General features: G+C 63.6%; 14 protein-coding genes and 1 pseudogene. 1 reads left to right on the top strand and 14 read right to left on the bottom strand.

Annotated elements, in window-relative coordinates; translation table 11 throughout:
- Positions 1-50 precede the first annotated feature (50 nt).
- From nifK to NKL06_RS11875, 14 genes and pseudogenes are all read right to left on the bottom strand, one after another.
- Entirely contained in the window at positions 51-1,592 is a 1,542-nt protein-coding gene (gene nifK / locus NKL06_RS11810) for a nitrogenase molybdenum-iron protein subunit beta (RefSeq protein WP_023684975.1), read from the bottom strand.
- A gap of 123 nt (positions 1,593-1,715) precedes the next feature.
- Positions 1,716-3,218, bottom strand: a complete 1,503-nt coding sequence (gene nifD, locus NKL06_RS11815) for a nitrogenase molybdenum-iron protein alpha chain (protein WP_023694349.1) — start codon at positions 3,216-3,218, stop codon at positions 1,716-1,718.
- 98 nt (positions 3,219-3,316) lie between these two features.
- Positions 3,317-4,210, bottom strand: a complete 894-nt coding sequence (nifH, locus tag NKL06_RS11820; protein ID WP_023694348.1) for a nitrogenase iron protein — start codon at positions 4,208-4,210, stop codon at positions 3,317-3,319.
- 474 nt (positions 4,211-4,684) lie between these two features.
- Positions 4,685-5,941, bottom strand: a complete 1,257-nt coding sequence (locus tag NKL06_RS11825) for a type II toxin-antitoxin system HipA family toxin (RefSeq protein WP_031210720.1) — start codon at positions 5,939-5,941, stop codon at positions 4,685-4,687.
- Positions 5,916-6,242: a helix-turn-helix domain-containing protein gene (locus NKL06_RS11830; RefSeq protein ID WP_023694346.1), complete on the bottom strand. Its 327-nt coding sequence runs from the start codon at positions 6,240-6,242 to the stop codon at positions 5,916-5,918. The genes NKL06_RS11825 and NKL06_RS11830 overlap by 26 nt, the downstream gene beginning before the upstream one ends.
- Before the next feature lie 546 nt (positions 6,243-6,788).
- A complete protein-coding gene (gene fni, locus NKL06_RS11835) occupies positions 6,789-7,892 on the bottom strand; it encodes a type 2 isopentenyl-diphosphate Delta-isomerase (RefSeq protein WP_502903786.1) in 1,104 nt (367 codons plus the stop codon).
- 28 nt (positions 7,893-7,920) lie between these two features.
- Positions 7,921-8,823, bottom strand: coding sequence for a terpene synthase family protein (locus NKL06_RS11840; protein ID WP_023694343.1), 903 nt, complete (start codon positions 8,821-8,823; stop codon positions 7,921-7,923).
- Positions 8,820-10,370, bottom strand: a complete 1,551-nt coding sequence (locus NKL06_RS11845; RefSeq protein WP_023694342.1) for a hypothetical protein — start codon at positions 10,368-10,370, stop codon at positions 8,820-8,822. The genes NKL06_RS11840 and NKL06_RS11845 overlap by 4 nt, the downstream gene beginning before the upstream one ends.
- A 145-nt stretch (positions 10,371-10,515) precedes the next feature.
- Positions 10,516-11,517 (bottom strand): polyprenyl synthetase family protein, encoded by a 1,002-nt coding sequence (locus NKL06_RS11850; RefSeq protein ID WP_023694341.1) that lies wholly within the window; start codon positions 11,515-11,517, stop codon positions 10,516-10,518.
- Positions 11,518-11,634: 117 nt separating this feature from the next.
- Positions 11,635-12,978 carry a cytochrome P450 gene (locus tag NKL06_RS11855; RefSeq protein WP_023694340.1) on the bottom strand — a complete coding sequence of 448 codons (1,344 nt, stop codon included), beginning with the start codon at positions 12,976-12,978 and terminating at the stop codon, positions 11,635-11,637.
- Positions 12,978-13,820, bottom strand: a complete 843-nt coding sequence (locus NKL06_RS11860) for a glucose 1-dehydrogenase (RefSeq protein WP_031210717.1) — start codon at positions 13,818-13,820, stop codon at positions 12,978-12,980. Before NKL06_RS11860 ends, NKL06_RS11855 begins: the two co-directional genes overlap by 1 nt.
- 168 nt (positions 13,821-13,988) lie before the next feature.
- Positions 13,989-14,114, bottom strand: a pseudogene (locus NKL06_RS11865) (ferredoxin); the annotation flags it as partial.
- A gap of 1 nt (position 14,115) precedes the next feature.
- Positions 14,116-15,405, bottom strand: coding sequence for a cytochrome P450 (locus NKL06_RS11870; protein ID WP_031210716.1), 1,290 nt, complete (start codon positions 15,403-15,405; stop codon positions 14,116-14,118).
- 91 nt (positions 15,406-15,496) lie between these two features.
- Positions 15,497-16,699 (bottom strand): cytochrome P450, encoded by a 1,203-nt coding sequence (locus NKL06_RS11875; RefSeq protein WP_023694337.1) that lies wholly within the window; start codon positions 16,697-16,699, stop codon positions 15,497-15,499.
- A gap of 1,632 nt (positions 16,700-18,331) precedes the next feature.
- Here NKL06_RS11875 and NKL06_RS11880 point away from each other — a divergent pair.
- Positions 18,332-18,865, top strand: a complete 534-nt coding sequence (locus tag NKL06_RS11880; protein WP_023694335.1) for a peroxiredoxin — start codon at positions 18,332-18,334, stop codon at positions 18,863-18,865.
- Positions 18,866-18,896: the final 31 nt, after the last annotated feature.

The following is an 18,896-nucleotide window of genomic DNA, read 5'->3' on the forward strand; positions in this document are numbered from 1 at the left end:
GGTCTCCAAAGTCCCTCGGGAAGACGACCGGCCAAAGCCGACCGTCAAGCTTAGCGGGTGAGGTCATACGAATAGTCCGTCACGCCCGTCTCGCTTGTCTCGCGATCGAGCTTGTCGAAGATCTTGTCGAGGATCGTCGTCAGCACGCGCAACCCGCCTTGGTAGCCCATCAGCGCAAACCGATGGTGATGGTGGCGATCGAAGATCGGAAACGTCAGCCGGATCAGCGGCGTGCCCGTGTCGCGCTCCAGATATTTGCCATAGGAGCTGCCGATCAGCAGGTCCACCGGCTCGGTGAAGAGCAGCGAGCGCAACGCCCACAGATCCTTGCCCGCCCAGACTTGAGCACCCTTGCCGAAGGGCGATGATGCAAGCAGCTCCTTCAACTCCGCGTGCCACGCCGAGGTGCCGTTGGTGGCTAGGCAATGGGTCGGCTCGCCGCCCGTTTCCATGATGAAGCGGGCCATGCCGTAGACAAAGTCTGGATCGCCGTAGATGGCGTATTTCTTACCGTGCAGCCAGGATTGGCTGTCCGCCATGGCGTCAACAAGTCGGCCGCGCTCCAGGCGGATTGCCTCCGGGATTTGCTTGCCGGAAATCGCGGAGACTTCCACGAGGAAGTCGTCGGTTGCCTGGACTCCGAGCGGGTAATGGAACGAGGCCGTCGCCTGCCCCACCCCCTCGCAATACTCCAGTGTTTTTCGGGTGTTGTAATGCTGTAGCGAAAGTGTCGCCTCGGCGTTGAGTGCCTTTCTCACGTCTTCGATCTTCGTGCCGCCGTCATACATGCGGTATTCGCCGTCCGACGGCGTGTCGAACTGGTCAGAGGCGTCTTGGATGAAGGTATAGGACACACCTACCAGATCGAGCAGGCGTTTGAGTTCCCGGTTGTTGCCGACACAGAACCCGTCGAAGCCCGGAATGATGTTGATGGTCCCCTCGGCTTCTGTTCGTTCCTCGCCCTTCCAGAAATGCTCCAAAATACCCTTGAGCGTGACGTCGTAGCCATCGACATGACTGCCGACGAAGGCCGGCGTATGGGCGAAGGGGACGTCGAAGTCGCGCGGGACCGAGCCTTCGTCCTTGGCGTTCTCGATGAAGCTGTGCAGGTCATCGCCAATGACCTCCGCCATACAAGTGGTCGAGACGGCGATCATCTTCGGGTCGTAGAGTTGGTACGTGTTGGCGAGCCCGTCGACCAGGTTCTTCAGGCCGCCGAACACTGCCGCGTCCTCGGTCATCGAGGAGGAAACCGCCGAAGCAGGCTCCTTGAAATGGCGCGACAGGTGCGAGCGGTAATAGGCGACGCAGCCCTGGCTGCCGTGGACGAAGGACATGGTTCGCTCGAAGCCTGCGGCCGCGAACACTGCGCCGAGCGGCTGGCAGGCCTTGGCGGGGTTCACGACAAGCGCTTCGCGAGCAAGGTTCTTTTCGCGGTATTCCCACGTCTTGGTGAATTCGCCTTGGTCGGTAACGATCTGGTCCGGGTGCGGACATTCGAAATTCAGCCTCTTCTCGGCGAGCATCTGCCTGTATTCCGGCTCGCGGAACAAGGGCGCGTGGTCGAGAACTTTTTCAGCCGACTGCGGCATGGGTGGTTACCTCTTTCCATCTGGCCCGCCATACGCGGCACAGGGACGTCGAAAGTTTCAGGTCTCCCGCGGACAAGCGGCCACAGGCGTTCACGGCCTCCCGGCTTCCGGGAGGCTAGGGTTTCATTCGGCTGCGATCGCCGCCGAGGCCTCGGCTTGTTTCTTCCAGGGGGCGTCGTAGAGGTTCCAGACCGGGTTGTTGATGGCCAGATCCATGTCGCGGGCGAAGATGGCGAAGCCGTCGTAGCCATGATACGGGCCGGAATAATCCCAGGAATGCATCTGACGGAACGGTATGCCCATCTTCTGGACCGGGTACTTTTCTTTGATGCCGGAGCCCACGAGATCAGGACGGATCCCCTCGATGAACTTCTCCAGCTCGTAACCAGTCACGTCGTCATAGATGAGTGTGCCCTTCTTCACGTAGTGGCCGGTGCGCTGATAGTCGTCGTTATGGCCAAATTCATAGCCAGTGCCGACGATCACCATGCCCAGGTCCTCATATGCCGTGACGACGTGACGGGGGCGCAGCCCGCCGACATAGAGCATCACCGTCCTGCCTTCGAGGCGCGGCCGGTACTTGGCGATGACCGCTTCGACCAGCGGCCGGTATTTGGCGATGACCGCCTCGGCCTTGGCCTCGATTTCCGGCCCGAAGTGCTTGGCTATTTTGCGCAGAGAGGCTTCGGTCTGGGAGGGGCCGAAGAAATTGTACTCCATCCAGGCAATGCCATACTTTTCCTCCATGTGCCGGCAGATGTAGTTCATCGACCTGTAGCAATGGATGAGATTGAGTTTCGCCTTTGGCGCCCGCTCTATTTCGGCCAGCGTAGCGTCGCCCGACCAGTTGCCGACCACGCGCAGGCCCATCTCCTCGAGCAGGATGCGCGAAGCCCAGGCGTCGCCGCCGATATTATAGTCGCCGACCACATTGACATCGTACGGGCCGGCCTCGAACTCGAGGTCCTTCTTATCGAACACCCAGTCGCGGATCGCGTCGTTGGCGATGTGGTGGCCGAGGGATTGCGAGACGCCGCGGAAGCCCTCGCAGCGCACCGGCACGATTGTCTTTTCGTGCTCCTTGGTCTTGTTGCGGGACACAGCTTCGGTGTCGTCGCCAATCAGGCCAATCGGGCATTCGGATTGCACAGTCATGCCCTTGTTCAGCGGAAACAGTTCCTCGATCTCATCGATGATCCGTTCGAGCTTCTTGTCGCCGCCGAAAACAATATCCTTCTCCTGGAAGTCGGAGGTGAACTGCATGGTGACGAACGTGTCGATGCCGGTCGTGCCGACGTAGTAGTTGCGGCGCTGAGACCAGGAATATTGCCCGCAGCCGACCGGGCCGTGCGAGATATGGACCATATCCTTAACTGGACCCCACACCACGCCTTTCGAGCCGGCATAGGCGCAGCCGCGAATTGTCATCACGCCTGGGATGGACTTGATGTTCGATTTGACCTCGCATTCGGAAAGGACCTCGCTTTCCTCGCCAGCCTCGTCGCCGCTCTTTGCCACGCTGAGGTGCTTTCTGCGCCGCTTCGCCGACTTGTCAGGATATTGCGACAGCACTTCCTCGATAAGCCTCGCATGGAGGCCACCGTCATTCTCGTATTCCAGGCTCATGGGACCCCTTTCAAGGTTCAGGGTGACGCCTCACCGACGAGGCGCCGTTCTTTGAAAGACGCACCAGGTCAGGCGGCGCCTCATGTCGGCAGCGGTCGCTACTGTGCGGCCGCCTTAGCCGCTTCCTTGACCTGAAGCTCGGCAAGCATCTGCTCGTCCGTCTTCATGATGCCGAAGTCGAGCAGCATGTCCTCGAGCTCCTCCATGGTGATCGGGGTCGGGATGGTGCCCTGGCCCGAATTCCCATGAATCTTCTCGGCCAGCGCCCTGTATTCGCCGGCCTGCTTGGAGTCCGGCGAATACTGGATCACAGACATCTTCCTGAGCTCGGCGTGCTGGACGATGTTGTCGCGCGGCACGAAGTGGATAAGTTTGGAATTGAGCCTGGAAGCAAGCGCCTCGGCGAGGTCGAGTTCGCGGTCAGTTTGGCGCTCGTTGCATATCAGGCCGCCGAGCCGCACGCCGCCCGAATGGGCGTATTTCAGGATACCCTTGGCGATGTTGTTGGCGGCATAGAGCGCCATCATCTCGCCGGACATGACGATATAGATTTCCTGGGCCTTGTTCTCGCGGATCGGCATCGCGAAACCGCCGCACACCACATCCCCGAGCACGTCGTAGGAGACATAGTCGACATCGTCGTAGGCGCCGTTCTCCTCGAGGAAGTTGATCGAGGTGATCACGCCGCGGCCGGCGCAGCCGACACCCGGCTCGGGTCCGCCCGACTCCACGCATTTGATGCCTTTGTACCCGACCTTGAGCACGTCCGCGAGTTCCAGGTCTTCCACCGAACCTTCCTCTGCCGCGAGATGCAGGACGGTATCCTGCGCCTTCGCGTTCAGGATCAGGCGGGTGGAGTCGGCTTTGGGGTCGCAGCCGACGATCAGGATTCTCTGCCCGAGGTCGACCAGGGCGGCGAGCGTATTTTGGGAGGTGGTGGACTTGCCGATGCCGCCCTTGCCGTAAAAGGCGATCTGACGCAAACCTGACATGTAGCTTTCCTTCCTTCGTTCCCATTCATCGCGGCTGCCGCGACTTGAATGCCGGTCGGGCAGCTCTAGCCGCCTCGCACCTAAGGATCTCAAGACTCATGCCAATTTGGCTGATCGAACCGAAGAATAATTTCATGGTTGCTTTTCAGGGGTTTAGCTTGAGTTCCAAGAAAGGATCGTCGGAACAGCCCGTGTAGCGGACGCGACATTGGCGACACAAAGCGTCGGATCGCGATCCTCAGTCACCGCATTCGGTTGAACCCCATCGTTGTATTGAGGTGGACGAACAGCATATCGACCCTCTGCGGGATGCTGCGAACTCTTCTGTGCCCACGAGCTGACGTGCTTGCTCAACGCGTGTCCAAGTGGACACTCCGCCGACTTTGCGCGCGATCCTAGCATACCACCGATCCACGGCCACTCATCCGGGGCCACGGGCGAATAGTTCCGCTATATCAACACGAGGGACTCGGTTTACTTCTCGGCGCAGGAGTTCAGTATCGGCGTCATCGCCTTCACATGTCCGTCGATCCGCTCGAGCACTTTCGCTGCGACAAGGTCGCGCTCAGGCAGATGCCACCAGTGTTCGTTGACGAGTTTGGCTGTCTCGACCACTGCCTTCAGGACTGCTGGCTCCGGAAGCCGTGCACGGTTCGCAAATGCTTTCCATCGCGGTGCTGCTAGCGCCTTGAACGAGCGCTCTCCTCCAAGCGACAGCGCCATGGCGTCGGCGGGAATATATGGCACGGTGGATAGGAGGTCGTAGATTGGTGCAAGCGCCGGCTTGTCGCCCTTACCGGGATAGATCAAAGACCAGTTCTTCAGGTGCATGTCGCCGTTGCCGGTGATGACGATCAGTGCCAGGCGGCGGACGAACTCGAGAGCCGCCGTAAGCGAGACGGCCACGCCAAGAGCCAAGGCTATGTCATGATAAGCAGCTCCCTCATATTTGCGCGAGGGGTAGACACCGAAGACCTGAGCGAAATCCTCGATGTGTATCCTCTCGCCACCGGCGCCGCGATCGAAGCGTTTGACGAGAAGGACCTTGCCGTCAGACAGCGTGTTGAATTCTTCTGGAACGCCCTCAAAATCGGACTTCTCGACCAGTTCGCATTCAGGAACGTCCATGCCGATTGCTGCTGCCAGCGCCAGGTTGGCGAATTCGTTCTCGGAAACGCCCGGAAAGGCCGTCGAAGGGAACTTGGCAATGTACCGGCCCTGCTCGTCGTCCATCGGCAAGGTAAGGCCGCCGCCTTTTCCAATGTTCTTCATGACCGACAGCTTCATCTGCACGCCGGCAAGCGAGAACCGTGCCTTGGGCTGATCCTTTGAAGCATCCTGCGAAACCGCTATCGCGCCGTCACTGGGCAACGCCCGTACGGCTCCCGGCAGATCGGCGCCTAGTGCCGCTAAAAGATCGAAGTCATTGCCTGGCCGCACATTGCCTTCGTGGTGCCTTTCCATCGCCTCGCGCAATTTCTCCTCCGGCAGGAGGTTCGCGAAGAAAGCGGGCAAGGCGCTTGCCAGAGGCTTCGGATCTTTCCGCAATCCTCCCGTCGCTGCCCGGAACGACAGGCTGAGAACCGGAAAGCCGCCCGTCGCGCGGTAGGCCTCATCGAAGTTAAATGCATTGAAATCGCCCGGCGTCCTGACGATTGTGCCGATCTTCACTGCGTTCAAGAGCACGTCCAGCGACGGGATCGTCTTAGGTGCGCGAAAGACTGGGGCCATGATCGTCATCGTCAGGTTGAGAAACAAAGGCGGGTCGATCGTTATCATCATGCGGACGCAATAGAGCCTGGACAGCCGGCACCATGACTTGCGGAACCAGCATCATTTCCAGACCGAGCGCGCGAGCGATATTCATGAGCGTCGTTGCACGCGCGGCCGCGGCTCCCTTTTCGATGTCGCGATATCGGGGACGGGATATACCCGCCAAGTCAGCGACCTGCTCCTGCGTCATGGCAGCGGCCAGCCTCGCCTGCCTGAAAAACCCACCGATTTCGCGCAGAATTTGCGATTGAGAGTCCATATGATACGTAAACGATCCATTCCAATGCTAGATGATATGGCAGAGTACCTTATCCAGCGATCGAGTCAACACGTCATGATCTGTTCGCGTATCATGCATCAGCTCTATGATATGAAAAGAGATCAACTATCCTGCATTTGGCGCCGGACGATGGCGCCGTCGAAACGGACGCCCGATCAGCGCTCCGAAATCATCGGAACGTTAAATCAGGCGGTCCGGCAGCTGAAATCGCGTCCGCGCTGACTGGGTCAATGTGATCGCCACTCCTTGATGGCAATGCCTTTGTACCACTGCTCCTATCGGTCTCCCGCCGCACCTGGTGTTCCGACCCTTTTAGGGCTCATCTTCGGCGTGACCGGTCACCCTGATCGAGCATCGAGATAGCCGTCGAATACGCTTACTCGCGGCTGTCCATATGGCGGAACGCGTCCTTGATCACGAAGCAGCACCCGAAAAACCCGGCGACCAGCGCGAATGGCCCGGCGGTCCGCGATCTTCTCACTCAGTAAGACTAGCGCCCGCCGCACCGTACGGGCGCCGCCGGCATCAACCGGAGGGCAGATGCGCCCAGGGCAACAAGCGCGCCTGACGCAACGCCGCCAGATCAGCCGAGCCGGTGCAGAAGCAGGCGACGGCCAACTGGCGGATGACGATCTCGAAATGCGCGACAACCGCCTCGGTGGATACCGTAGCCGCGCGCAGCACGCCGGCTGCCTGCCCGGCGATGTCCGCGCCCAGGCGGATAGCCTTGGCCACGTCGACGCCGTCGCTGACCCCGCCCGACGCGATCAGCTTCACCGCTGGCAGCGCCCGACGTACCGCCTGCACGCTGGCCGGGGTCGGGATCCCCCAATCGGCGAACGCCATCGCAACTGTACGGTCGGCGGCATCGGGGGCCCGCTCGCCCTCCACCGCGGCCCAACTGGTGCCGCCGGCGCCGGCGACATCGATCACCGCCACGCCCGCCTGAACGAGCGCACAAGCCACCGAGGCAGAGAGGCCCGACCCCACTTCCTTGGCCACGATCGGCACGCCGACGCTACGTGCGGCGCGAGCGATCTGGGCCAGGACGCCGCGCCAGTCGCGGTCGCCCTCCGGCTGTACCGCTTCCTGCAGCGAATTGAGATGGACAATGAGTCCATCGGCCTCTAGTGCATCCACCGCCCGGCGCGCGAGGTCCAGGCCGTCGGCCTCGCGCAGTTGCGCGGCGCCGATATTGGCCAGCAAGGGAACGTCTGGGGCCAGGCGGCGCAACGCGCGCGTCAGCCCCTGGGAGTTGCGGGATTGCAGGCTCACGCGCTGCGAACCGACGCACATGGCGATCCCCAAGGCTTGCGCTGCCTCGCTCAGATGCCGGTTGATGGCCTCGGCGCGTGGCATGCCCCCAGTCATGGAGCTGATCAGCAGAGGCGCGCGCATGGTCTTGCCCAGCAGCGAGGCGCTGAGGTCGATCTGCGTCAGGTCCAACTCGGGCAATGCGCAGTGTTCGAAACGGATGTACTCCCAGCCGGCGGCCTTGGCCCGTGCCGTTCGCCGATTCAGCACTATGTCCAGATGGTCGTCCTTGCGCCGGCTCAACTTGGTGTCGCTGATGCTCGCTCCATCCGCGTCATCGGGCGACGGCGTTGCGTCGGGTCGGACCGACGGCAGCGCGCGCACGCCGCCATTTTCCGCTCGTTCAGGCCGGCGCACGCTGGGCTGCCCCCGCAGGGTCGCTGCGGTAGCGACTGTTTGAGGTCTGGTAGTACTGCACGCGGATGGCCGCCATGGCTTCGATCAGCGGTCCCCACGGCCGGGGAAAGCGTTCTTGCGCCATCACCCGGTGCAGCATGCGTGTGTGGCCGGCCAGCTCGTCCTTGAGGAACTCCACGACAGGCATGGCCGGATAGCGCTGCAGCAGCAGGATCGCCGCGTTGTTGGCCTCGCCGGCCGACCTATCCTTTTCTTGTCCATGCAGATCGTTCTGCAAGCGCCCTATCGCGGAGATGAGCCGCAGGACCTGGCGAAACGCCGGATGCGCGCGCAAGGTCGCCATGTCCAGCCCCCACAGCAACGACAGGCAACAGAACACGTTCGTGTAGGCGATCGAATCCACGCCGTTCTGCAAGTACTCGGCGTAGGACCAGCGCTCTGCCCCTGCCGCCTGCGCGTGTCCGGCGCGCAGCGCCGCGCAGTAGCACCGGGTATCCTCGAGAAGCTGTGCATAGTCGCGACGATCGTAGGCGAGCGCGGCGAGCGAAGCGCGCAGCACAGCACAGCCCTCGAATCCTGGTAGCGCGCACGGCACGCCCTGCCCCAGCGCCTGCTCCACCGCGGCGAGCTGCTCCTGCGCGATCAGGTCAAGGTCGTTGCAATCGTCCAGCCAGAACAGCAGCGCCAGTTCGCGATAGAAGGCCACGATCAGCGTTTCGTCCAGCGGATCGCGGCCGGTGCGGGCGCTGGTGTCGCGCAGGCTCGGATGGATGCGCTGTAGGATATACTGGCCGCCCCTGACTGCTTCCAGGCCATGCTCGTCGGCGAACCCGGTCAGGGAACGCCCCCATTCCAGCACCTGCTGCAGCGCGCGATCGGTCGGGATCATGGCCCGGCTCCTGTTCCCTCGGCCAAAACATGCCGCCCCCAACGAAGCGCCAGCCACAACCCGGCGAGTTCGGCCACGCGCACCACCCGGGTCGGGCAATACAGTTCCTTGCCGATCCACAGCGGCGTCTGGGGCAGTGAATGCGCCACGTGGCAGGCGAGCATCCACTTCAGCGCCCGCGCCACCGCCTGCGCGATGCCCCGGCGCCGGGTCGGCTCTTCGCTCCCGTCCATCACGTGCAACGCGAACAGCGCATAGGCGGTTTCCTCGAATGTGGACGCGCGACCAGCGCCCCAGCCGCCGTCGTCGCGCTGCGCCTTCAGCAGCCCCGCCAGCGCGCGCTCGTCGCGCCACTGGGGGTTGCCTTGCGCCAGCGCAGCGACCGCATGCGCGGTTGGATACAGCCACGAAACGTGCCATTTTTCGTTGTCCCATAGACCGTGCGGGTTGCGATTGGCCTCGACGTAGGCGCTGGTGCCAGCGGCGGGTTTTCCCAACATTCGCAACGCATGCAGGGCATGGATGTTGGTCGACACCGAGGCATTGCGCTCGCCGGGGAAGGTGACGAACAGCTCGCCGGTTTCGAAATGGCGCAATGCATCGACCGCCGGGTCGCGGCCTGCAAGGCGAAGGACGCACAACGCAACGGCGGTGTCGTCCGCATCGGCCGCGAAGTGCAAGGCCGGGCCCAGACCGCGCACGCCGAGGCGGGCGTCGAGCTGCGCGATGATCACTTGCACCGCCTCGGCGAGCGCGGGATGCGCGAACAGACCGGCCAGATGCAGGGTGTACAGCGACCAGCATGGCTCGAACACATTGATCGGCCAGACGTTGGGAACGACACCTTCGATGCCGGTGCGCGTTGCCCGCGATGCCGCCTGCAGATACCCGTCGGTGCGCCCGACCTGCGGCGTTCTTCCCTGTGTCACGGCGTGCGCACGCCACGCGGCGGTGGCCGCCGGACTGATGCCGATGCTGCCGTCGTCGTCCGGGCATGCGGTGGCCGGCGACGCCCCCCAGGCTTCCCAGGAGTGCAGCAACGGATGGCCGCTCGGCAAGGTCGCCACAGCCCCCAGCTTGACCAGGCGTGCTTGCCGCAACGGCAACAGCGCCGGGTGGCGCGGAAACGCCAAGGCGCCCAGCAAGGATGCGGCCTGCCCGCACAACTGCGGCAGGATCAGCTCCGCGCCGATGGGCGCGTCTTCCGGCACCGCATGCGCGTAGGGATCGGGCTGGCGCTCGAGGAACCGGATTGCAGCCTGGACTGCGTCGGGGGCGCCGGGAAGAGGATCGGCACGCTGCAATGCCAGCAGCGCCGCCCAGGTGGGCGCATGGCGAAACAGCGGGAAGTCCGCACCTCCCCATCCGCCATCGGCCTGTTGCTGCGCGATGAGCCACGCGTATGCCTCGTGCCGACCGGTGACTTTGCCGTCGAACTGCAGAGCTCGCGCCGTGTCGTATACGGACGGACCGACGCTGCCGCCGTCGCTCATCTCGCTCAGCAGGTGGCGCAATTCGGAAAGGATCTGTTCGGACAGCGCGTTCACGCGGGATTTTCCTTCTGCAGAGGGCTATGAGAACAGAAACGGGCAGACGCCGCGCACGTCGCCGCCGACACGAACACAGTGCAGCATGCAGCGCCCGCCGGCCGATCGCAGCAGCACAGCGGCAAGTCCTTATGGATGGGCGCGCTCATGCGTATGGCGCGGACAGATAGACGTTGGCCCGCTGCAGCATCTGCGCCAACCCTTCCGCACGCGCCCCCAGAGGGGCGATGGCCTCCCCGGCGTCGTGCAACAAAAACAGCGCGAACTGGCGCGCTGCCTGCAACCCCATGATCGACGCGCAGGTCGGCTTCTGCGCGGCCGCGTCCTTGCCGGGGGTCTTGCCAAGAGTCGCGGTATTCGCCGTCGCGTCGAGAATGTCGTCGGCCACCTGCAACGCCAGGCCATAACAGGCGGTGTAGCGATCGAGCGCACTGTACAGCGTAGTGTGCGCGGCATCCTCCGCGATGGAGTATAGCGCGCCCATGCGAACCGACGCGCGCACTAGCGCTCCGGTTTTCATCCGGTGCATCGCCAGGATCCTGTCCAGCCCAGCGTGCTTTCCGACCAGCGACAGATCCATGGCCTGCCCGCCTGCGGCACCCTCGGCGGACACCGCCTGCGCCAGTTCACGCACGAGCGCGATACGATTGTCGCCCGGCGCATCCAGGTTCGCCAGGGTCAGGAAGGCGTGGGCCTGCAGCGCATCGCCGACCAGGATCGCAGTGGCTTCGCCGAACTTTACGTGCACGGTCGGAAGGCCGCGGCGAAGCACGTCGTCGTCCATCGCGGGCAGGTCGTCGTGGACCAGGGTACAGGCGTGCATCATCTCGATGGCGGCACCGACGTCGTCGAGCATGTGCGCCGGCGTGCCCGCCAGTGCGCCGGCAGCCAGACAGAGCAAGGCTCTGGTGCGCTTCCCGCCATGCAAGGTGGCGTAGCGCATGGCTGCCATCAGCTCTGTCTTACCGTCGTCTTCGGCGCAGAGCAGACGCGCCAGCGCCTGTTCGACCCGCTGTGCGCCGTCCTGCATCCAGATCTCCGGGAGCAGCCCGCCAGATGCGCCGCGCGCCTGCGCGCCCAACCCGCCGAATGCGGAAACGCCAGTTCGGTCGTCGTGTATTGTGGAACCGGTCTGCATGTTGTTCATGTCCTTGTAGCTGAGACGGCCACGGCGAGCGCAAGTCGTCACACGAGTGCGTGCGCTGAGTGCAGCAATGTCGCGCCCCGCCGGCGCCGCTGCCTTGCCACACAGGGCGTGCCCAGCTCATGAGAAGCCTATGCGGATTGCCATGGACGGATGTGCGGTCGGGTAGTAGCGCCGGCCTTTTTCGACGTCGCTCAGCAACTGCGGCCGCACCCCGGCCTTGTGCATGGTCAGCGCCAAGGCGATGCAGAACTGCACCATTTCCAGCCATACCAGGTGGTAGCCGATGCAGACGTGTGGACCGGTACCGAACTGCAGCATGTCCACGGGCCGGATCGGTTCTGTGCGTAGCAGCCACCGCGCCAGGCGGAACTGATCAGGCGCCTGGTGCAGCAGCGCCGAGGTCGAGAAATGCAGCAGCGGGATGCATAGGTGGGTGCCCGCGGAAATGCGCCGTTGGCCGAGTTGCAATTCCTGCAGCGCGCGACGCGGCAGGAGCGTGGTCGCCGGATGCAGGCGCAGTGTCTCGCGAAACAGGGCCTCGGCGACCGGACACTGCGCCAGGTCCGCGTGCCGGGTCGGCACCGCGCCCACGCGTTGCGCCTCCTCGACCAGGGCGTCCCACAGCACAGGCTGCCTCGCCAGCTCGATCACGATCCAGGCCATCGTCGAGGCAGTGGTGTCGTGACCGGCAAGCAGCAGCAAGCGAATGTTCGCGACCAGGACGTCATCGGAGAGCGGACCGTCGCTGCTGTCAAAAGCGCTCACCATGTCGTTGATGAACCCGGTGCGCGCGGCATGCGCGCGCGCATCGCGGACGAACCGGCGCAACTGCGCGTCGATCCAGTCGCGGGCGGAGCGGCCGCGCCGCAAAGGCAATCCGGGCAGGTCGACCGGTGGCGCGATGATCAACTGCAGCAATTGCCGGTACTTGCGATGCCATTCCGGCAGGTCCTGCGCGGGGATTCCCATGAGGCTGAAGATGAGCTTCAGCATCAGGTCGCCGGTCTCGCGCAGGATAGTTACCTCGCCGCGGGCGCGCCACGCCTGCACCCGCGCCTGGATGACCGGCGCGAACAGGTCGCCGATCCCGGCCTGGGTCAGCCCCTTGGGCAAGAACGCTGCCTTGATGGCATCGCGCGCCTGCCGGTGCGCGCCGCCGTCCAGGGCAACCAACGTTCCGCCAAGCAATTCGGGCGCGATCTCTTCGATCAGCGCCGAGGACACGTCCTTGTGCTTGAGCAGAGAGAATGCGTCCGGATCCACACAGGTCATCAGATGTCCGGCAGGGCCGAAATCCAGCCAGAAGTGGCTGCCCAGCGTCCGTTCTGCGCGTTGCAGCAGGCGCGGCAGGTCGCAGACAATGGCGGGAAGATGCCCTACCAGGGGGAAAGCGCCGGGCATGACCGGGATGTCGGATCGCAGCCGGTGCCGACGGTTGACCGGGTTGAGCAGTATGTCCATCAGCAGCGCGCCGCCGTCGCCGATTCGGTGTCGCCGGCAGGGCGCGCGGCGCAGCTGTTGCCACCGTCCGCGTATGTCGGCACATGCGCCAGCATGCCGCCATCGATGCACACGACCTGGCCGGTGATGAACGCAGCATCGGCGGAGAGCAGGAACGCCACGAGCGCGGCCACGTCCTCGGGGCGGCCGACGCGCTGCAGGAGCTGGTGCCGGCGCAGATGCCGTTGCATGCACTCGTCCAGCTTGGCGAGGAGACGCTCGGTCATGATAAGACCCGGCGCAACCGCGTTGCAGCGAATCTGCGCATGACCGTACTGGGTGGCGAGCGAAGCCGAGAGCATGTTCATCGCCGCCTTCGACGCGCCATAGGACGTCTGCGCCGTGTCACCGCTGAGCCCTTGGCACGACGACATGTTGACGATCGCGCCACCGCCGCGGGCGATCATCCGTGGGATGGCCTGCCGGCAGCAGAGCAGCGTGCCGCGCAGATTGGTCGCCATGGTCTGGTCCCAGACTGCCAAGTCCAGGTCGAGGATCGCGCAGTCGCGCGGGGTCAGATGCATCGCGCTCGCATTGTTAACCAGCAGGTCGACCCCCCCGAAGTGCCGCTCCGCCGTCTCGAACAGCGCTGCCACCGCCTGCTCATCGGCGATATCCATGGCTATGGGCAGCGCGTGGCCTGCTTCGGCCGCGATCTGCGCGGTGCAGGCGATGGCCGCCGAGCCATCAATGTCGGCCACCACCACTCTGCCGCCCCCGCGCGCGATGGCGAGAGCGCATGCCTTGCCGATGCCGGCGCCGGCGCCGGTCACCACGGCCACCTTGCCTTTAAACCTTGCCATCGTGTCTCCTGAATTGCATTGGTCTTTCGCAGCATGCCGCTCGGCCTGCGCCGGAGAAGGCGCAGGGTCGGCACTGGCGCTCTCGTCATGGCTAGCGTCGCTTTCGATGACCCGAATGGCGGCGACCGGGCACTGGTTGGCCGCAAGCCGCACGGCGGCGTGCAGCGCCTGCGGGACCGTCGCCACGCACACTTCGGCCACCCCGTCCGGTTCGCGCTGGCGAAAGGCGCCCGGCAGCGTCAGCACGCACTGCCCGGTAGTTCCGCACAGATCCTGATCGACCACGACCCGCATCTTAACCCTCCTGCCGATGCAGCCGCACCGGCAGCGCGCGGAACGTCCTAAGGAACGCGGAGGGCTCCCGGGTCGGCTGCTCGGCCAATGCCAGCGTGGGGAAGCGCGCCTGGATCCGCGGCAGGCTCTCGGCCAACTGCACCCGGGCCAGTTGCGCGCCAAGGCAGAAGTGGATGCCGTGGCCGAAGGCCAGCATGATCTTCCCGTCGATCGAAATGCCAGGACTAGTGCCGTAGAACCGCACGGGATCGAAGCGGTCCGGATCGGCGAAGGCGTCCGGGTCGCGATTGCCGGCCGCGATCAGAACGCGCACGTCCGCGTTCTTCGGGATCACCACGCCGCCCAGTTCGATGTCGCGCTGGGCGATACGCGGAATGGAGCTGAACATGGCGGGCGCGTCGTAGCGCAGGGCTTCTTCGACGAATGCCTTTACTCCCATGGCATCACCTTTCAGCCAGTGCCGCTGTTCGGGATACGCCAGCATCGCCAGGACAGCATGGCCGATGGCCGCGGCAGTGGTGGCGAAGCCGCCCAGCAACATGCCCCAGAGCATGCTGATCAATTCCGTATCCGACAGCATCTCGGCATCGCCGTCGTGTGCGCCGACCAGCATTGACACGATGTCGTGGCTGGAATCGGAGCGCTTGCGCTGTATGAGGTCGCCGAAGTAGGCCTGCACCCTGGCGCTGGCCGAGTCCGCCGCGGCGAGCTGGGGATCGCTGGCGTGCGGGCTCAGGCCTTCCAGAATGGCGCTGATGCCGGTGACGAGCCCGAGAATGTCGTCCGGGGGCATGCCGAACAGTTCGCCGAAAACCAGCATGGGCAAGGCCAGCGCGAATTCCTGATGCAGGTCCACTGCCTCCCCGCGCTCCAGTGCGGGCGCCATGCCGTCCAGGCGCGCTGCGACAATGCGAGCGATGGCCGGCCTCAGCTTGTCGATCTGGCCTATGGTGAAATCGCGCGAGATCAGCCGGCGCAGACGCGTATGCGTTGGAGGTTCCTTCATCGCTAAAGTAGACGCCAACAAACTTAGCGACAGGCTGGTCGCCGCACGCGGGAAATAGCGCGCCAGTTCGCCTGGTGCCGGCCCCCGAAAAGCATCGCCAGTGGCTTTAAGCGCCCAGTAGATGTCGGCGTGGCGGCTCAACAGAAAGAGGCCCGACACCGCGCGATGTACCGGATCGTGCTCGCGCAACCACCGCATGAATGGGTACGGGTCCTGAATGCACGCTGGCGACGCCAGTTCGGCGAAGGCGTCCCGGCATGCTGCCGTGGTTTCTTGCACGTCCATCTTGGTCACCTGTTGGTTGGCTGATCTGATCGGCGCGCGGCAGTCGCGCGGGCAATTCGAGGACATCGCGATTCCTCGTGGCGTCCGCGCATCACCAGAGCACCGGGAACTCCTCGAACCCGCCAGTGATGATTTCCTTGCGCAACTCCAGTTCTTCGGGCGCCACCGCCAGGCGCAGCGCGGGAAAGCGCTGGAAGATCGAACCGAACACCGCTTTGAGTTCCAGCCTGGCTAGCGCCAAGCCGATGCAGCTGTGCGGCCCGTAGGAGAACGCCAGGTGCGGGTTTTCGTCACGTCCGATGTCGAAGATTTCCGGGTCGTCGAAATGGCGCGGATCGAATGACGTCGCCGGCAGGCCGACCAGCACCTTGCTCTCCGCGGGAACATGCACGCCCGCGATGGTCACGTCGGTCCTCGGATAGCGCATGATGCCGTCCCAGCCGCCGCCCGGCGGGTACATGCGCAGGATTTCCTCCACCGCCTTGTCCACCAGGGATGGATCGCCGATCAGACGTTCGCGCTGTTGCGGATGGCGGAACATGGCCAGCAGGCCGAATTCGATCTGCGCGACGGTGCTCTCGTGCCCGGCCACCAGCATGCCCGCCGCCAGGCCGATCGCCTCTTCCTCGGTCGCCTTGCCCTGGTCGACCGCCGCGAGCAGATCCGTCAGCACGTTGTCGCCCGGATCCTGGCGCTTGTCCCGCATCTTGCCGCGAATGTAGGCGCGGAGTTCTTCCCAGGCCAAGCGCGACGCGCTTCGCGGGCCGCTTTCATGCTGGTGCGTCATCACCTCGTCGGACAGCCCTGCAAAAAAGGCGTGATCCTCGTAGAGCACGCCCATCAGCGCGCCAATGACCATCGCAGGAAGCGGAAAGGAGAGGTGGCGCCGCAGATCGGCGGGCTGGGGCTGGGCCGCCAGCGTCTCGAACAACTGCGCGGCGATCGCCTCCACTTGCTGCGCGAGCTGCTTCACCCTGCCGTTGCTGAAGGCCGGCGCCACGATCGTGCGTAGCCGCGTATGCTCGCCCCCCTCGTGCGAGACCAGCCATCCTGGCGAACCGAGAATCACAGAATCCGGGGTGAATGCGGCCGGCGGCATTCCCGCGGGCCGGAACGCCGCGTCGGACAACACCGCCTTGGCCTCGTCATAGCCTGTGACCCACCAGCCTTCGTGCCCGGACGGGAAGCGCACGCGGTGGATCGGACCGTTGGCCCGCAGCGCCAACATCTCAGGCGAGGGCTCAATGTGATCGACGCGCCACATCGGCAGCGTCGGCAAAAGTTGTTCGGACATGCTGGCACTTCACTCTATAGCGATGGAAGGGCGGAAGGTGACCGGCGGACGCTGCGGCAGCGAAGACCTAAGATGGCATGTAGACGACGTCGTCCGGAGGCAGACCGATTATCAAGATCGGCTAACGCGTAACTGTCTAGGCACGTCGCGCGGCGAGATGCAGAACATTATCCTGTACCTTCGAGGTCAGGGTAAAGTCCGTGTGGTGGGCCTTTGACTCGCCGCCGGCCAAGATTTCCTGCGCAAGCGTCGACAAGGGCGGCGAGCTGTTGGGTAAGGGCTTTCGCCGAGGCCCCCCCATAGACGCTATCCGACGCGGATTTGACATTTTGCTTTTCTTTCTTCGTTCCATTCGTGTCATCCACGAAATGAAAGTCGGTCGGCGGCTCCCGGCCCGCAACGAAGGTGCTTCAAATCTCGTGCCAATTTGGCCGCAGCAGAAAAAATCGTGGCAGCTTCTCAGCGGCTTAGCGTGAGGCCAGAGAAGAACTAGGCGAAATAAGCCGGTGTCGCGGGCCAACAAAGGCGACGGAACAGTGTCGGACAGAACGCCTCGGGCGACCTTTAGGTCGGGCCTGCGACATTCTGGTCCAATTTCGAACATAATAGGGCGGCAAACAGACACGATTGGGGAATTCGATCCTCACGGCGCCAAGGCGCTTGCCCAAGAGCGCGCGCTCATGTTGCTGCGAGAGGCGCGTGTTCGCGATAGCCGTGCTGCGCACCCATGAACGCTAGCGGCACACGCTACGACTGGAGTGCCCGCCAGCCTCAGGTGGTGCATCGGCTCGGCTTCCGGTTCTTCTTTGCCCAGCCGGGGCTGAAGCGCCGAATATCCGCACCATACAGCATCGTTGTTGCCTATGTGACAAGGCGGCATAGCGCGCTCCCGGTCTTCTAAGACACGGCCTCCGAGAAGAAGGGGGCGGTCCAACAGCACCTCTATTTGAAATGGCACGCCGCTTGCTGCTCCTGGTTAGAGCACCATCAAATTACGATGAAAGCGACTTGCACCATGCCCGACGCGCGAAGCTCTAGACAGTGGCCTGAGGAGACGGTGCCCGTTCCCGCTGAACATCGGGACATCGTCTCCTCCGGAAGGCCGTTCTCGGTGGCCGCTTTGCGCATGGCTGGTCCGATGCCGGCACGCCAACACGGGCCGCTCGCGCAAATGCCGTTTACCGGTTCTGTTCAGCATGGGAGTGCCCAAGGGCCCCGTCAAAGGGTCACCCAAGCTAAGGCCGGCGGGTCACTGCCACATATCGACAACACGCTGAACCAGTCCAGTGACCCGAGTCTGCGTGAAGTGACATTTCAGGTCGCCACATGCTTGCGATATTGGCTACTTCCGGCCGCTATCCCTTTTCCCCGGGCACGATCGCGGGTGACTGATCCCGCTTCCGGCGCCATAGCCGTGGAAAGCAAGCGGCTCGACGGTCTCCAGCTCGCTCAGATCGATTGCGTTCGCGTGGCCAAGACCAGCCGCCAAGACGTTCCCATACGTCGGGATGGAAAAGGAAGTTGCCAGCCGCCGAGGCCCTCATTCCGTGCCCGAGCATACGAGCCTTTGCTCGGAATTGCGCCAGCCTATGCCAGAATTCAACGGCAGTTTTCTTCTTCAGGAGCAACTTGATGACAGTTCAAAAGAAAGTTCCCTTCGTCACCTTTCTCACGCGCGTTCACGATAAGTCAGTCCAGGGGCCAAATCCATATCGCTGGGAAGAAAAGACATCTGACGACTACTTTGCCGGCAAGCGGGTCATCCTGTTCTCGCTGCCTGGCGCCTTCACACCAACCTGCTCGACCTACCAATTGCCCCAGTTCGAAGAGCTCTATGATGAGTTTGAGAAGGAGGGAATTGACGCGATTTACTGCCTCTCAGTCAACGACGCCTTCGTCATGAATGCGTGGGGGAAGTCCTTGGGCCTGAAGCAGGTCGAGCTCATCCCCGATGGCTCAGGCGAGTTCACACGCAAAATGGGCATGCTGGTCGCCAAGGACAATCTCGGCTTCGGGATGCGCTCTTGGCGCTACGCCGCCCTGATCAACAATGGCGTGGTGGAGCACTGGTTCGAGGAGGAAGGTTTCTCCGACAACTGCGAGGCCGACCCCTATGGCGTCTCATCCCCGCAAAACGTTCTCGAAATGCTGAAAGCCGCCGCTTGACCTAGAAAACGTCTCACTGGTGCCAGTGCCG

Origin of the sequence: Mesorhizobium sp. C268A (assembly GCF_040324475.1) — a bacterium.
Taxonomy (GTDB): Bacteria; Pseudomonadota; Alphaproteobacteria; order Rhizobiales; family Rhizobiaceae; genus Mesorhizobium.

Coding starts and splice junctions, on each gene's coding strand:
- nifK (WP_023684975.1), bottom strand. CDS start 1,592: ATGCCGCAGTCGGCTGAAAAAGTTCTCGACCACGCGCCCTTGTTCCGC.
- nifD (WP_023694349.1), bottom strand. CDS start 3,218: ATGAGCCTGGAATACGAGAATGACGGTGGCCTCCATGCGAGGCTTATC.
- nifH (WP_023694348.1), bottom strand. CDS start 4,210: ATGTCAGGTTTGCGTCAGATCGCCTTTTACGGCAAGGGCGGCATCGGC.
- NKL06_RS11825 (WP_031210720.1), bottom strand. CDS start 5,941: ATGGCCCCAGTCTTTCGCGCACCTAAGACGATCCCGTCGCTGGACGTG.
- NKL06_RS11830 (WP_023694346.1), bottom strand. CDS start 6,242: ATGGACTCTCAATCGCAAATTCTGCGCGAAATCGGTGGGTTTTTCAGG.
- NKL06_RS11840 (WP_023694343.1), bottom strand. CDS start 8,823: ATGATCCCGACCGATCGCGCGCTGCAGCAGGTGCTGGAATGGGGGCGT.
- NKL06_RS11850 (WP_023694341.1), bottom strand. CDS start 11,517: ATGAACAACATGCAGACCGGTTCCACAATACACGACGACCGAACTGGC.
- NKL06_RS11855 (WP_023694340.1), bottom strand. CDS start 12,978: ATGGACATACTGCTCAACCCGGTCAACCGTCGGCACCGGCTGCGATCC.
- NKL06_RS11860 (WP_031210717.1), bottom strand. CDS start 13,820: ATGGCAAGGTTTAAAGGCAAGGTGGCCGTGGTGACCGGCGCCGGCGCC.
- NKL06_RS11870 (WP_031210716.1), bottom strand. CDS start 15,405: ATGGACGTGCAAGAAACCACGGCAGCATGCCGGGACGCCTTCGCCGAA.
- NKL06_RS11875 (WP_023694337.1), bottom strand. CDS start 16,699: ATGTCCGAACAACTTTTGCCGACGCTGCCGATGTGGCGCGTCGATCAC.
- NKL06_RS11880 (WP_023694335.1), top strand. CDS start 18,332: ATGACAGTTCAAAAGAAAGTTCCCTTCGTCACCTTTCTCACGCGCGTT.